This is a genomic window from Nonomuraea sp. NPDC005650, assembly GCF_040605375.1.
Classification (GTDB): Bacteria; Actinomycetota; Actinomycetes; order Streptosporangiales; family Streptosporangiaceae; genus Nonomuraea.
On the sequence record NZ_JBEXCR010000025.1, the window covers coordinates 116,301 to 130,427 of the forward strand.

Here is a 14,127-nt window from a genome sequence, read left to right on the forward strand (position 1 = left end):
AGCGATCGGCGTTTTCTGGACAGCGAGCGCCCTTCGGTCCGATACTCGCTCTATGAGCTCGACGCAGCCGCCTTTTCGCGCATCAGACGGGGAACGGGACCGCGCGATCGACGAGCTCAGGGACCAGGCCGCGGAGGGCCGGATCTCCCACGACACGTTCGTGGGCCGGGTGGACCAGGCGCTGCGCGCGCGCAGCCAGCACGAGCTCGACGAACTGGTCGCCGACCTGCCGCGCAAGGCGACGATCAGGCAGCGGCTGACCGACGCCGTCGCGTCGGTGTCCGAGTTCACCACCCGGCTGCAGTCGGCGTGGCGGCGCCCCCGGCTGCCCCGGCTGGCGCTGCCCGACGACGACCGGCTGCGTTACGTGGTGGGGCGCGGGTCGGCGTGCGACCTCGTCCTGTCGGACTTAACCGTCTCCCGGGTCCACGCCGAGCTGCGCCGGGAGGGCGACGGCGGGTGGATGCTGGTGGATCTCGGCTCGCTCAACGGCACCCGGCTCAACGGGTGGCGGCTGGTGGGGCCGGCGCGGGTGCGGTCGGGTGACGAGATCTCGTTCGGCGACTGCGGCTTCATGGTGACCGCGGGCCAGCCGTCCGTCTGACGCGCCCGCCGAAAGCCGCCCGACATATACGGATATTTGCGGATTGCAGAAGGTTTGCGGCGGTCAATGCTGGCAGGGCGACTCCCCAGTCATTTGGAGACCCCCCATGCGGCGTACCTCAGCATCCCTCGTCGCGGGCGCGCTCGTCGCGGCCCTCGCGTGGGCGTCCAGCCCCTCTTCCCCGGCCGTCGCCCTGGAGCCCTCCGCGGGCGTGGCGGACCTCACCCAGGACATCAACCAGATCCTCAGCGACTCCCGGCTCACGATCGCCAGGGCGGGCGTGGTCGTCAAGAGCGCCACCACCGGCGAGGAGCTGTACGCCACCGACGCGGGCAAGCTCCTGACCCCCGCCTCCAACACCAAGCTCTTCACCTCCGCCGCGGCCGCTGAGACCCTCGGCCTCGACTACCGCTTCCCCACCACCGTGCTGCACTCGGGCCGCCAGGCCGGATCGGCGCTGACCGGCGACCTGGTGCTGCGCGGGACCGGCGACCCGACCATGCTCGCCGAGGACTACGACGCGCTGGCCGCCAAGGTCGCCGCCGCGGGCGTCAAGGTCGTGGCGGGCAAGCTGGTGGCCGACGACACCTGGTTCGACTCGCAGCGGCTCGGCAACGACTGGTCGTGGGACGACGAGACCGCGTACTACGCGGCGCCCATCTCCGCCCTGACCGCCTCGCCCGACCGGGACTACGACGCCGGCTCGGTGATCGTCTCCGTGGCGGCTGACGGTGACAAGGTCAAGGTGTCCACCACCCCGGAGACCGGCTACCTGAAGATCGTCAACAAGGCCACCGTCGGCTCGGCGACCGACGTGCTCATCGAGCGGCAGCACGGCACGCGTACCGTCGTGATCACCGGCACGGTGAAGGACCCGTACCAGGAGTGGGTGGCCGTGGACGACCCCACGGCGTACGCCGCGTCGCTGTTCCGCACGTCGCTGGCCAAGCACGGCGTCAAGGTGCTCGGGCCGACCGTCGCGGGCGCGGCCCCGGCCGGGGCCAAGGAGCTGGCCCGGCACGAGTCGATGACGCTGGGCGAGCTGCTGGTCCCGTTCCTGAAGCTGAGCAACAACATCCACGCCGAGATCCTCACCAAGGCGATGGGCCGCAAGGTCGCCGACCAGGGCACGTGGTCGGCCGGGCTCAAGGTCAGCACCGACTTCGCCAAGGCCAACGGGGTGCAGGTGATCAACATGCGGGACGGCTCCGGGCTGTCGCGCCGCGACGGCTTCTCGCCGGGCTCGATCGTGCAGTTGCTGACGGCGGTGCGGAGCAAGCCCTGGTTCGACACCTGGTACCAGGCCCTGCCCATCGCGGGCAACGCCGAGCGCTTCGTGGGCGGCACCCTGCGCAGCCGGATGCGGAACACGCCGGCCGCGAACAACGTCCACGCCAAGACGGGCTCGCTGACCGGGGTGACCTCGCTGTCCGGGTACGTCACGAGCGCCGAGGGCGAGCCGCTGATCTTCTCGATCATGCTGAACCAGTACCTGTCCGGCTCCCCCAAGGACATCGAGGACAAGATCGCCGTCCGGCTCGCCCAGTTCACGCGGGCCACCGCGACCGCCGACGCCACGCAGCTGCGCGCCACGGAGCAGGGCCCGGCGGGCGACCTCGAATGCTCGTGGCTGAAGCCCGTCCAGTGCTAACCGTCGCATGAAACCCCGCGGCCCCCTGACGCTCAGGGGGCCGCTGTGGTTTACCGGGATTGAGCTGGCTGGATCACGATTTGGCCACTTGGAACTCCAGGTTAGGTCTGAAATTTCCGTACATAGCCGACCTGGGAGCGCCAGAATGCGGGTTCGACGCAAAGTCGACCCCTGAACCGGAGGAATGAAATGCGCGGACAGCTCCAGGCACTCGTCTGCCTCGGGAGTCTGGCGCCGTTGAGTTTCCCCGCGCCCGCCGCGCAGGCCGCCACCCAGGTCGCCTCGGCGCAGGCATGCCGCGTGATCGCGGCCAAGCCGGTCGTGGCCAAGGGCGTGGTCCGGGGCACCGCCACCAGGACGGGCTGCTCCGACCAGGCCCGGCTCAGGGTACGCATCCAGGTCGTCGCGCCGGGCCCCGACCGGGTACTCAAGAGCGGTTCGAGGCTGGTCGGCACCGGGCGGATCACGGCAGGCGTGCAGTGCTCCGTCACCCCGCGCAGCTACTACGTGGTCGCGGTCGATTCGAAGGGGCGCGGCAGCCGGTCGCGCCCGGTGAAGCTGTCGTGCGCGTCGGGCGGCGGCTTCGCGTCCTCGATCGAGACAGAGGTCGTCAAGCTGACCAACCGGGCCAGGGCGAAGAAGGGCTGCCGTCCCCTCGTTCACGACCCCAGGCTGCACCTCGCCGCCGAGCGCCACTCGGCGGACATGGCGGCCAACAACTACTTCTCGCACGACTCACGCGACGGCCGCACGTTCGACCAGCGCATCAGGGCCGCCGGTTTCTCCTTCACCTCAGTCGCCGAGAACATCGCCATGGGCCAGCCCACCGCGGCCTCCGTGATGAGCGGCTGGCTCAAGAGCTCAGGAAACCGGGCCGGCATCCTCAACTGCTCCTTCACCCACATCGGTGTCGGACACAACGCCAAGGGACCCACCTGGACCCAGGTCTTCGCCACCCACTGAGCCGACCCCACCGAGCCGCACCCACTGAGCCGCACCCACTGAGCCAAGGGAGCGTCGGGCCTTCACCGGCCACACCCGCCGGTATCCCACCGCACGCCCAGACGCTCCCCTCCGAGCGGGCCCGGCCGCGTCTCCCCCGCACACGGGACCGCGGCCGGGCCCGCGAACTCCCCGCTTACGAGCGGTCGGAGAAACGGGCCAGGACCAGCGACTCGACCACGCCGACGACCGCGTACGCCAGGATCGACACGGCGGTGACCACCACGATGTCGGCCCACACCTCGTCGTAGCGGAAACCGCCGATCGCCCGCAGGATCTCGGCGCCGATCCCCCGCCCCGTGGCCAGCCACTCGGCGATGAGCGCCCCGATGATCGAGGCGGGCACGGAGATCCGGGCCGAGGCGAAGACGGAGGGCATCGCCGTCGGCACGGCCACCTTGCGCAGGACGGTCAGGCGCGTCCCGCCGTACGCCATGACCAGGTCGGTGGCCTGCGGGGAGGCGGAGCGCAGCCCGAAGGCGATGTTCACCAGCGCGGGGAAGAAGACCACGATGCCGCCGATCACGGCCACGCCCAGCAGGTCACGGCCGAAGATCAGGGTGATCAGCGGCGTCATCACCACGAGCGGCACCGAGCGCAGCAGCATCGCGACCGGCATGAACGTCTGCTCGACGGTCCTGAACAGCACGAACGCGACCGCCACGGCCATGGCGGCGATCATCCCGCTGGCGAACCCGATGGCCGCGTCCCTGATCGTGATGCCCAGCGCGCCGAACACGGCCTCGCGGTGGGCGGCCGACGCGGTCAGGTACTCCCAGACCTGCGGCGGGCGCTTGCCGACGAGCGGGCTGATCCCGAACGCCTCCAGAGCCAGCCACCACGCGGCCACGACGATGACCACCGAGGGGACCAGCGGGCCGACGATCCTCAGCACGGTGCGGCCGATCACTGTGATTCGCCTCTCGACCAGGGGGTGACCACGCGGGCGACGAGGGCGACGATCGCGTACCCGAGCCCGGCGATCAGGCCGGACACGAGCGCGAGCCCCCACGTGCGCGGCACCTGGAACTGCTGCTGGGAGATCATCAGGGAGACGCCCAGCCCGGCGTCGTTGCTGCCGAGGTACTCGCCGATGATCGCGCCGAGCAGCGCGGAGGGGGCGGAGATCTTCAGGCCCGCGAACGTGCTGGGCAGGGCGGAGATGATCTGCACGTAGCGGAGCCTGGCCAGCCGGCCGCCGCCGTACACGGTGACGACGTCCAGGCTGGCCCGGTCGGCGGAGCGCAGCCCGAGCAGGGCGCCGATGAGCGTGGTGAAGAAGACGGAGATGGCGGCGAGGAACACCACGGTGGCGTCGCCGCCGAAGACCACCAGCACGATGGGACCGATGGCGAGCAGCGGGATGCAGTAGCTGATGACCGCGAGTTGGGTGGCGACGGCCTCCAGCCGGGGCACGAGCAGCACCAGCAGCGCCACGCCGATGGCCAGCCCGTTGCCCCACAGGAAGCCCTGGACCGCCGCGCCGAGCGTGGCCGAGACGTTCGGGCCGTAGAAGGCCCAGCCGTCGGCGCCCATGGCGGCCAGCACCGCCCACGGGGTGGGCACCGCGCCGCCGCCGGCGAACACGGTCACGGCGAGCAGCCACCACAGCGCGACGAGCGCGACGACGCCGAGCAGTCCCTGGACTCGCCTCATGCGCCGTGCCCGAACAGCAGGTCGCTGAGGTGGTCGTGGATCGCATGGAACTCGGGCGTACGCATCATGTCGGGGGTGCGGGGCCGGGGCAGGCCGATCTCCACCATCTCGATGACCCGCCCGGGGCGGGGGCTCATGACGGCGACCACGTCCGACAGGAAGATGGCCTCGCCAATGCCGTGGGTGACCATGAGCGTCGTGGCGGGCTTCTCGGTCCAGATGCGCAGCAGCTCCAGGTTGAGCCGCTGCCTGGTCATGTCGTCGAGCGCGCCGAACGGCTCGTCCAGCAGCAGCACGCTGGGCTTGACCACCAGCGCGCGGGCGATGGACACGCGCTGCCGCATGCCGCCGGACAGCTCGGCGGGCCGGGCCTTCTCGAACCCCTCCAGCCCGACCAGCTTGATCAGGTCCTCGATCACGCCGGGCTCCGGCTTGAGCCCGGCGACCTCCAGCGGCAACCGGATGTTGGTCGCGACGCTGCGCCAGGGCAGCAGCGCGGAGTCCTGGAAGGCGATGCCGAGGTGGTGGCTCCTGCGCAGCTCCTCGGGGGTCTCGCCGTTCACCCGGAGCTCGCCCGAGGTGGGCTGCTCCAGCCCGGCGAGGATGCGCAGCACCGTGGACTTGCCGCAGCCGGAGGGGCCGAGCAGCGACAGGAACGAGCCCTTCGGCGTCTGGATGTCGACCCCTTGGAGCGCGGTCACTCCCTTGCCGAAGGACTTGCTCAGCCCCGCGATGCTGATCCCCGTCATGACAGCTTCAGGCTCGGGTCGGCCTTGTAGACCTCGTCCAGGATCGTCAGGTCGAAGAGCTGCTCGGCCTTGATGTTCAGGCCGGCCTTGGCGAGCGAGGCGATGTTCTGCTCGATCAGCTCCGGCGTCATCGTGAACAGGCCGTTGGCCTTGACGTCGGAGGTGATCACGAGCTCGTTCTGCATCTTGGCCTCCTCGGTCTGCTCCTTGACGTCGAGGTTCTGGTCCTTGCCGTAGACGGTGGCGGCCAGCTCGGCGGACTTGGCCGGGTCGGCGACGGCGTCCTTCCAGCCCTTGATCTCGGCGGTCAGGAACGCCTTGAGCTTGTCGCGCTCCTTGTCGATGGTGTCCTGCGTCACCGTGAACGTCTCGGCGACCAGCGGCAGGCCGGCGTCGGCGAACAGCAGGTAGGCGGGGTCGTGGCCCTGCATCCGCAGCCGTACGGGGCCGCTGGTGACGTAGCCGACATAGCCGTCGAGCTGCCCGGAGGTGAGCATCGACGGGTCCGACTGGAACGGCACGCGGGTCACGCTCGACGGGTCGAGGTCGTTGGCCTTGAGCAGCGCGTTCCAGACCAGCTCGTTGGAGTCCTGGACGCCGATCTTCTTGCCGGCGAGGTCCTTGGCCTCCTTGATCGGGTTCTTGTTGAGCGAGACGATCGCGAACGGGTTCTTCTGGAACGTCGCGCCGACGATCTTCAGCTGGGCGCCCTGCAGGACGGCCGGGGCGGTGATCGTGGGCGCGGACAGACCGGCCCAGCAGCGGCCCGTGGCCAGGCCCGACTCGACCGAGGTGCCCGATCCGCCGCCCGACAGCAGCTCGACCTGCGAGAATCCGGCGGCCTTGAAGTAGCCCTTGCTGTCCGCGAAGTACTCGCCGGCGAACTCGACGTTCTTCTTCCAGGAGAGCTGGAGCTTGACCGAGCCCAGCCCGCTGGCGCCGCCGCCGCCGGCGGCCGTGGTCTCGCCACAGGCGGCCAAGCCGAGCGCAAGACCGGCAAGACCTGTTGTCCGCAGGAAAGCGCGGCGATCGAGAGAAATAGCCATAATTCTTCCTTGAGCGGCGGTGAACGTGCAGGTCAGGACGGTATCCATTGATTATTACCATCGTGTGACGGTGGTTTTGGACGGCCGGGCAACAGGAGCTGTCCCGCGGGAAGAATCCGGGAAAACCGCTGGCGAACCCTGTAGGTCCCTACGAGAGCGCCGCCGGAGGACCGTAGATCCCTCCAGCCGCCCGCAGGCTCAGGTAGCGTCGGGCCTGAAATGAGACTCGACGGAATCCCCCTTTGGGACGGTACCGAATATCGCGGCCCAGTCGATCTGAGCTGGGAGCCGGACCGGATCATCAGCGTGCAGCCTGACGCCGAGCCGGGCCACGCCGGTCTGTGCGTGCTGCCCGGCCTGGTGGACACGCACGTGCACCTGATCGGCTACGCGGGCCCCGGCGACCCGCCGGACTTCGCGACCTGGCCGCTGGTCACCACCCGGGACGAGCAGGTGCTGCACGGCGTGGCCCATGCCCAGCGGGCCATGCGGCACGGCGTGACGACCCTGCGCGACCTGGCCGGCGACGAGGCTCAGATCGCGCTGCGCCGGGTGTTCGACGCCGGGGTGCTGCCCGGGCCGCGCATCCAGGTGCACGGCGTGGTGGGGATGACGGCCGGGCACAACGACCTGTTCGTGCCGCCCGCGTTCCCCGTGCGCAAGCCCACGGCGGACGGCCCCGACGAGTGCCGCAAGCTCGTACGCGCCTGGGCCCGCGCCGGCATGGACGGCATCAAGCTCACGACCAGCGGCGGCGTGCTGTCGATCGGCGACAAGAACGCCTGGCGCAACTACACGCCCGACGAGATCAGAGCGGTCGTGGACGAGGCGCACGCGCTCGGCATGCTGGTGGCCTCGCACGCCCACTCCGAGGACGGCATCCGGGTGGCCGTCGAGGAGGGCGTCGACTCGATCGAGCACGGCACGCTCATGAGCAAGGACCTGGCCGAGACGCTCGCCGCCCGGGGCACGCCGGTCGCGCCCACGCTGCTGATCAACGAGGCCATCGCCGAGGGCCGCGTCCCCGTCACGTCCGAGGCCAGCGCCAAGGCCGCCGAGCTGGTCGCCCGCCGCGACGTGCTGCTGGCCCAGGCCGCCGCGCTGGGCGTGCGGTTCGTGCTCGGCACCGACGCGAACGGCCACCACGTGCAGTTCGGCGACCAGTTCGCCGAGGTCGTCCACATGACGCGGGTGCTCGGCATGGACGCCGGGACGGCGCTGCGCGCGGCCACCTCCGACGCGGCCGACTCGATCGGCATGCCCGTGGGCCGGATCGCGCCGGGGCTGGGCGCCGACTTCATCGTGCTGCGCGGCCGCCCGTGGGAGCGCATCGAGGACCTGGCCACGGAGAACATCGTGGCCGTGGTCTCACGGGGCCGCGTCGTCGCGGGCCGCCTGCCCGTCTCTGCCTGACCGCAGCGCCAGGTAGAGGTCGGTACGGTCGCGCATCGACGACATGCGCCGCCCGGTCAGCTCCTCGATCCGCTGCATCCGGTAGCGCAACGTGTTGACGTGCACGTACAGCTCGTCGGCGGTGCGCTGCCACGAGCCGCAGGTCTCCAGGAAGATGTCGAGCGTGCGCAGCAGCTCGGAGCCGTGCCGCGCGTCGTACTCCTCCACCGGCCCCAGCAGGTGGTCGCGGAAGGACCGGCGCACGCTCGCCGGCAGCGTGGCCAGCAGCAGGTCGAAGCTGTCGATGTCGGCCACCGACATGATCGACACCGGCCCCGGCCCGCCCCGCGCGGACTCCATGCCCCGCCTGGCCGTCTCCAGCGCCTCACCGAGCTGCGACACGCTGGCCGCCATCTCGCTGATCCCGGCCGCGATGCTCAGCCCGGGGCGCTCCGCCACCAGGCCGCGCAGCTCGTCGGCCAGGCTCTTGCGCGACGCCCGACCGTTGACCAGCACGATCGCCTCGTGCGGGGTGCCGCCGACGATCAGGTGCCGGCCCTTCCTGGCCAGGCCCTCGTGCAGGACCTCGGGCAGGTCGTGCTCGTCGTTCGCCGGACCCGTCAGCGTGACCGCCATGGCGGCGGTCGGCAGGCCCGGGTCGGCGCCGAGCAGCCGCAGGTGCGCGGAGACCTCACCCGGCGGGATGTGGCCCAGCACGTCGAGCAGCGTCTGCGCCCGCACCCGTTCGGCCCTGCGCTGCTCGGCCGCGAACCCCTCGGCGGTCACGACCTGGGTGATCGCGCCGAACGACTGGTCGGGGGCCGCCAGCAGCAGCGGCACCCGGCGCCGTTCGCACGCCTTGACCAGCTCCTCGGGCAGCTCTCCGAGCACGATCAGCCCCACGACCAGGCCGGCGGCGTCGGTCGCCCACAGCGCGTCGGCGAACCGCTCGCAGTCGGCCGGCTCGCCGTACCAGACGCCGCTGGTGAGCACGAGGTCGCCGGACTGCAGGTAGCGTCGGGGGTCGGGCAGGTCCGTCGGGTACGCGCGCCGGATCTCGCGGTCGACCTCCTCGTGGCCCGTCACGAGCGTCAGCCGCAGGTCGTCGCGCGCGAGCAGGTCCGACAGCCTCATGAAATCTGATGTTATGCCAGCTCAAAACCCCAGACTTCAGAGGTTCGCACAATGCTCCCATCAGCCGGGGTCCGGTTTACTCGTTGCCATGCGTCCCAAAGCAGAGCTCCATCTGCACATCGAAGGCACCCTCGAACCCGAGCTCGTCGTCGAGCTGGCCAGGCGTAACCGGATCGACCTGCCGACCTTCGACGTGGACGCCATCCGCTCCCGCTACTCCTTCACCGACCTGCAGTCGTTCCTGGACCTCTACTACGAGCACATGGCGGTCCTGCGCACCGAGGAGGACTTCTACGACCTCGCCGCCGCCTACCTGCGGCGGGCCGGCGAGCAGGGTGTGCGGCACGCGGAGATCTTCTTCGACCCGCAGGCGCACCTGAGCCGGGGCGTGCCGCTGGAGGTGGTGTTCGGCGGGCTGTCGGCGGCCCTGAAGGACGGCGACGTGTCGGCCGCGCTGATCCTGTGCTTCCTGCGGGACCGGGGGGCGGACGAGGCCGAGCAGGTGCTGCGGGCGGCGCTGCCGTACCGGGACTCGTTCATCGGGGTGGGGCTGGACTCGGCGGAGGTGGGCTACCCGCCGTCGCTGTTCAGGCGGGTCTTCGAGATCGCGGCGAGCGAAGGGCTGCACCGGGTCGCGCACGCGGGCGAGGAGGGCGGGCCCGACTACGTGTGGGAGGCGCTGGACATCCTGCGGGTCGAGCGGGTGGACCACGGGATCAGGGCGATGGAGGACCCGCAGCTCGTGGCCAGGCTCCGGGACGAGCGCATCCCGCTGACGGTGTGCCCGCTGTCGAACGTTCGGCTGCGTGCAGTGCCGTCCCTGCGTGACCACATCCTGCCCGCGATGCTGGACGAAGGGCTCGTCGTGACCGTCAACTCGGACGATCCCGCGTACTTCGGGGGCTATGTCGACGATAACTACACCGCGCTCCAGCGGGAGCTGGGCATGACGGACGAGCAGCTCGACCGGATCGCCCGCAACTCCTTCGACGCGTCATTCGTGTACGAAGGGTGAACAGACGAATCTGCCCCTCGACGGTGACCGTCGAGGGGCAGATTCAGCAGCGGCGTTCGTTGCTCTGGCGAGGTGTTCGAGACCGCCGCTCCGAAAAGCTGCGTAGGGTGGCGGACGCGGACGTGCGGACCCGACCACCTGCGCAATGCCTCTCTCACGAACGAGATCGAGCGATACCGAGGGGCCCGACCCTGCAGGTGGGCCCCTTGGTTGTGCAATCTACGCCGCTGAGGACCGACTTCAGGTGGACGAGCACTTCCGGTTGTCGTCCTCGCTGTGCTTCTCGAGGATGCCGAGGATGTCGCCGGTCTCGACCTTGATCAGCGAGAATTCGTTCTCGTTGTTGTTGATGCTCCCGCCCGCGATCTGGTTCTCATCACCACAGACGAAGAGGATCTTCCTGTTGTCCTCGTTCTCGTCCTTCTTCGGCCAGGCGGCGACGGTCTGCTCCATGGCCTGCTCCGCGGCCTGAGGCCACAGGGACACCTTCGCCTCGAGGAGGGTGTCGGGCGTCGCCGCGAACGCGGAGCCGCTGAACACGGTCATCCCGGCGACGAGACCGGCGAGAACGAGCCCACTTCTGTACATATCGATTCCTCTCTGGTACATGTCGACTACTCTCCGTAGCTGCCGTCAGGAGATTTCCCCTCCCCCCAACTTCGACAAACGCCCACAATTTTGGCCTTGGCCCGGCTTAACACCGCGCTTGGGCGAATCGATACTCAAATCAGTGTTCTTGACCAAGCACTGTCTTCCCGCGGGTGTCCTGCGCGCCTTTCCTGGCCTGGCCATCACCGTGGCGGAGGGCCGTTCGAGGGCCCAGACTGGTATGCGCAGGGATGGATCATGACCGCGCGTATCGAATCGGCCCTAAAGGTCACTCCGAATGGGGCCTACGGGAGGGTGAGGATGACCGGGCCGTTCTCGGTGATGGCGACCGTGTGCTCGACGTGCACGCTCCTGCTGCCGTCGCCGGAGCACACCGACCAGCCGTCCTCGGCCATGTAGTAGTCGTCGCCGCCCCCGGCCATCAGGCTCGGCTCGATCGCGATCACCAGGCCGGGGCGCAGCCGCATCCCGCGTCCCGCGCGGGCCTCGTTGGGCACGAAGGGGGACTCGTGCATGGCCCGCCCGATGCCGTGGCCGCCGAAGTCGTTCTGCATGCCGTATCCCGCACCCCGGCCGACCGTGGACATGGCGTGGCCGATGTCCCCCATCCGGCCGCCGGGCAGCGCCGCCTCGATGCCGGCGGCCAGCGTCTCCTCGGCGACCCTGATGAGCTTGAGGTCCTCCGCGCGCGGCTCGCCGACCGCGAAGCTGACCGTGCCGTCGGCGTGCCAGCCGTCGACGTACGCGCCGCAGTCGATGCTGATCAGGTCGCCGTCGCGCAGCCGGTACGGGGTCGGCAGGCCGTGCAGCATGGCCCCGTTCACGGAGGTGCAGATCACCCCCGGGTACGGGGTGGCGCCGAACGAGGGGTGGTAGCCGAGGAACGACGCCCCGGCCTTCGCCTCCTCGATGACCGTCCGGGCCACCTCGTCGAGCTTCTTCAGCGAGACGCCGACGGCGGCACGCTCGCGCACCGCGGCGTGCACGGCGGCGACGACCCGCCCCGCCTCCCGCATCGCGTCGATCTCCCCGGCACTCTTCAGCTCGATCACAGACCTCTCCTCACCCGCTCGCGAATAACTATACCGGTATTATTATCACGCGAGGAGAGCCGGACGCATTCGGGCTAGTCGAGCCCCTTTCTGCCGGGCGTCCAGAAGGGCTTCGTACGGACGTCCCTGCGCTGCCAGCCGCGCTCGTTAACCAGGTGGGCCCGGATGGCCTGGATCGTGCGCGCCTCCCCGGCCAGGTAGGCCACGCCGGGCTCGTCCGGCAGGTCCAGCTCCCTGACCGCGTTCACCAGGACCTCCGACCTGGCCGCCGGCTTGCCTCCCCGGCACACCTTGACCAGCTCCTCGGGCAGGTCCAGATGATCGCCCGGCCCCTCGGCCTCCACCGCACCGTACGCCGCGGCGCCCGCCGGGAGCGCCCGCAGCATCGCGCCGAACGCCACCGAGGCCGTCTCCTCACCAGCGAACACATGGTAGCCAGCCTCCCGGACGACGAAACCGCCGTCTGGCCTGGTGAAGGAGATCTCCATGCCGGGCTCGGCGGCCCTGACCCAGGAGGCGCCCGGGGAGTCGCCGCCGTGGTCGTACCCGATCAGGTCGAGGGCCTCCCACGCGGGGTCGTACCGCCAGATCGAGTACGTGCGCAGGACCCCGCCCAGCAGGCCGCCACCGTCGCCGATGAACAGGCGCACGTGCTGGCCCGGCGTCCATTCCAGGCCCGCGAGCGCCTCTCCCCCAATCCTGATCCGCCGCATGCGGGCGGTCAGCTGCTCGACCTCGACCACCTCGCCCGCGAGGAACATCCGGTCGAGTAACCGTCGTGCGACGCTCCGCCTCATGGTGTCTCCTTCCACGGCCGCCTCCTGGTGTCCAGCTCCTCGATCCTGCGGCGCGCGTCCACGAAGACCTCCTGGATGCGCTCGACCACGGCCGGATCGTGGTGCGCGTGGGCGAGCGCCTTCACGGCCGCCTTGACCAGGCGCAACGCCGGCCCGACGATCTCCGCGGCCTCGGGCTCGCGGAACATCCCCCACTCGCTCCTGCTGGCCGCCCGCCCCCACAGCCGCTCGATCCCGTCGGCCTGCTCCTCGGTCGCCCGGCTGCCGTCCTCGGTGACGTGGTAGACCTTGCGGCTGTCCGTCTGCTCGACGCGTACGAGCCCTTCGTCCTCCAGCAGCTGGAGGGTGGGGTAGATGGAGCCGGCGCTGGGCTCGTAGGTGCCGTTGAAGCGGTCGGCGAGGCGGCCCATGATCTCGTAGCCGTGACCGGGGCGCTCGGCGACCAGGGCCAGGACGGCCAGGCGAAGCTCACCCGGGCCGAAGAAGCGCCCGGTGGGGCCCCGCTCGGGGCTGCGACGCGCATTCATCATGGCTCGGATGCTATATCGAACGATATAGCTAAGCAAGTATCGATCGTGGCCATCGATGTAATCGCTCGCTCTCCGGAGCTGATCAATCACGGTTGGTGATGCCACTGTCGGGGGTATGGAGGCTAGCGGTGCCGTTGTGGAGGGTGTGGAGTTGCTGGTGCCGAGGGTGCGTGCGCGCACCGTACGCCCCGCTTCCGTCCACGCTCGCCATGACGGATGCCCGAAAACAACGCTATGGCCTGTCCTATTGCCCGACTCCTCGGCGAACATGGCAAAAACCACGGAAGGCATCCGCGCTTCGTCACAGGAGTGCGACCGTCGTGGCGCTGTACTCATCAAGGTCCCGGGTAGGCGGGGCGAGCCATCCAACACAGGGGGATCGATGAGTACACCAGAGAACGACAGGCGATCGAGGATCACCGGTCTGCGCAGGCATGGCGTGCGGGCACTGGCCGTGGGAGCGGCGATGACCGCCTCGCTGGCGGTCGTCGCCGGTCCGGCGCAGGCCACGACCGACGTGGGCATGTCCGGTTCGGAGCTGCAGATCTACGGGGGCGTCGCGTCCGACAACATCGACCTGTCCGTGTCCGGCAGCTGGGTGATCGTCTCGAACACCGGCGACGCGATCGACGCGTCCCTGCCGTGCAAGCAGGTGAGCGTCACCCGGGTGGCCTGCCCCGGCGAGCCGATCGAGTCGATCGCGGTGATCACCGGGGAGGGCGACGACACAGTGCGGAACCGTACGCGCTTCCCGATTCGGGCGAACCTGAAGCCGGGGAGGGACAACCTCATAGCGGGGAACGGGTCCGCCACCGTCAGCGGCTCCGGCAACGTGGTCCAGATGTAGTCAGGTAACGACGTGCTTGCCGGCGACGCGGGCACCTACCTGG

General features: G+C 69.9%; 15 protein-coding genes. 6 read left to right on the top strand and 9 right to left on the bottom strand.

Features of this window, described 5'->3' with window-relative positions; all coding sequences use genetic code 11:
• The first annotated feature begins 52 nt into the window (after window positions 1-52).
• From ABZS69_RS37810 to ABZS69_RS37820, 3 genes are all read left to right on the top strand, one after another.
• Window positions 53-604 (top strand): DUF1707 and FHA domain-containing protein, encoded by a 552-nt coding sequence (locus tag ABZS69_RS37810; RefSeq protein ID WP_355380583.1) that lies wholly within the window; start codon window positions 53-55, stop codon window positions 602-604.
• 106 nt (window positions 605-710) lie between these two features.
• Window positions 711-2,255 carry a D-alanyl-D-alanine carboxypeptidase/D-alanyl-D-alanine-endopeptidase gene (gene dacB, locus ABZS69_RS37815; protein ID WP_355380585.1) on the top strand — a complete coding sequence of 515 codons (1,545 nt, stop codon included), beginning with the start codon at window positions 711-713 and terminating at the stop codon, window positions 2,253-2,255.
• Between the two features lie 189 nt (window positions 2,256-2,444).
• Window positions 2,445-3,218, top strand: coding sequence for a CAP domain-containing protein (locus ABZS69_RS37820; protein ID WP_355380587.1), 774 nt, complete (start codon window positions 2,445-2,447; stop codon window positions 3,216-3,218).
• Between the two features lie 175 nt (window positions 3,219-3,393).
• On the opposite strand, the gene ABZS69_RS37825 is transcribed toward ABZS69_RS37820, so the two are convergent.
• Genes ABZS69_RS37825 through ABZS69_RS37840 form a run of 4 tightly spaced genes read right to left on the bottom strand, consistent with a single transcriptional unit; the run spans window position 3,394 to window position 6,708 of the window.
• Complete coding sequence (locus ABZS69_RS37825; RefSeq protein WP_355380589.1) at window positions 3,394-4,167, bottom strand: ABC transporter permease subunit; 774 nt, start codon at window positions 4,165-4,167, stop codon at window positions 3,394-3,396.
• Window positions 4,164-4,913: an ABC transporter permease subunit gene (locus ABZS69_RS37830; RefSeq protein ID WP_355380591.1), complete on the bottom strand. Its 750-nt coding sequence runs from the start codon at window positions 4,911-4,913 to the stop codon at window positions 4,164-4,166. Before ABZS69_RS37830 ends, ABZS69_RS37825 begins: the two co-directional genes overlap by 4 nt.
• Complete coding sequence (locus ABZS69_RS37835) at window positions 4,910-5,662, bottom strand: ABC transporter ATP-binding protein (protein WP_355380593.1); 753 nt, start codon at window positions 5,660-5,662, stop codon at window positions 4,910-4,912. The genes ABZS69_RS37830 and ABZS69_RS37835 overlap by 4 nt, the downstream gene beginning before the upstream one ends.
• A complete protein-coding gene (locus ABZS69_RS37840; RefSeq protein ID WP_355380595.1) occupies window positions 5,659-6,708 on the bottom strand; it encodes an ABC transporter substrate-binding protein in 1,050 nt (349 codons plus the stop codon). Before ABZS69_RS37840 ends, ABZS69_RS37835 begins: the two co-directional genes overlap by 4 nt.
• 219 nt (window positions 6,709-6,927) lie before the next feature.
• Between ABZS69_RS37840 and ABZS69_RS37845 the strand changes: the two genes are divergently transcribed.
• Window positions 6,928-8,121, top strand: coding sequence for an amidohydrolase family protein (locus ABZS69_RS37845; protein WP_355380597.1), 1,194 nt, complete (start codon window positions 6,928-6,930; stop codon window positions 8,119-8,121).
• Here ABZS69_RS37845 and ABZS69_RS37850 read toward each other — a convergent pair.
• Window positions 8,077-9,234 carry a helix-turn-helix domain-containing protein gene (locus ABZS69_RS37850; protein WP_355380599.1) on the bottom strand — a complete coding sequence of 386 codons (1,158 nt, stop codon included), beginning with the start codon at window positions 9,232-9,234 and terminating at the stop codon, window positions 8,077-8,079. The genes ABZS69_RS37845 and ABZS69_RS37850 overlap by 45 nt on opposite strands.
• A gap of 88 nt (window positions 9,235-9,322) precedes the next feature.
• On the opposite strand from ABZS69_RS37850, the gene ABZS69_RS37855 reads away from it, so the two are divergent.
• The gene (locus ABZS69_RS37855; protein WP_355380601.1) at window positions 9,323-10,249 is read left to right on the top strand and encodes an adenosine deaminase; all 927 of its coding nucleotides are present in this window, start codon (window positions 9,323-9,325) and stop codon (window positions 10,247-10,249) included.
• A gap of 240 nt (window positions 10,250-10,489) precedes the next feature.
• Here ABZS69_RS37855 and ABZS69_RS37860 read toward each other — a convergent pair whose 3' ends face one another.
• From ABZS69_RS37860 to ABZS69_RS37875, 4 genes are all read right to left on the bottom strand, one after another.
• Window positions 10,490-10,837: a hypothetical protein gene (locus ABZS69_RS37860; RefSeq protein ID WP_355380603.1), complete on the bottom strand. Its 348-nt coding sequence runs from the start codon at window positions 10,835-10,837 to the stop codon at window positions 10,490-10,492.
• Window positions 10,838-11,142: 305 nt separating this feature from the next.
• Window positions 11,143-11,910 (bottom strand): type I methionyl aminopeptidase, encoded by a 768-nt coding sequence (gene map / locus ABZS69_RS37865; protein WP_355380605.1) that lies wholly within the window; start codon window positions 11,908-11,910, stop codon window positions 11,143-11,145.
• A gap of 74 nt (window positions 11,911-11,984) precedes the next feature.
• Window positions 11,985-12,707: a siderophore-interacting protein gene (locus ABZS69_RS37870; protein WP_355380607.1), complete on the bottom strand. Its 723-nt coding sequence runs from the start codon at window positions 12,705-12,707 to the stop codon at window positions 11,985-11,987.
• Entirely contained in the window at window positions 12,704-13,237 is a 534-nt protein-coding gene (locus tag ABZS69_RS37875; protein WP_355380609.1) for a PadR family transcriptional regulator, read from the bottom strand. Before ABZS69_RS37875 ends, ABZS69_RS37870 begins: the two co-directional genes overlap by 4 nt.
• Window positions 13,238-13,619: 382 nt before the next feature.
• Between ABZS69_RS37875 and ABZS69_RS37880 the strand changes: the two genes are divergently transcribed.
• On the top strand, window positions 13,620-14,084 hold the full coding sequence (locus ABZS69_RS37880; RefSeq protein ID WP_355380611.1) for a hypothetical protein: 465 nt from the start codon (window positions 13,620-13,622) through the stop codon (window positions 14,082-14,084).
• The last annotated feature ends 43 nt before the right edge of the window (window positions 14,085-14,127 follow it).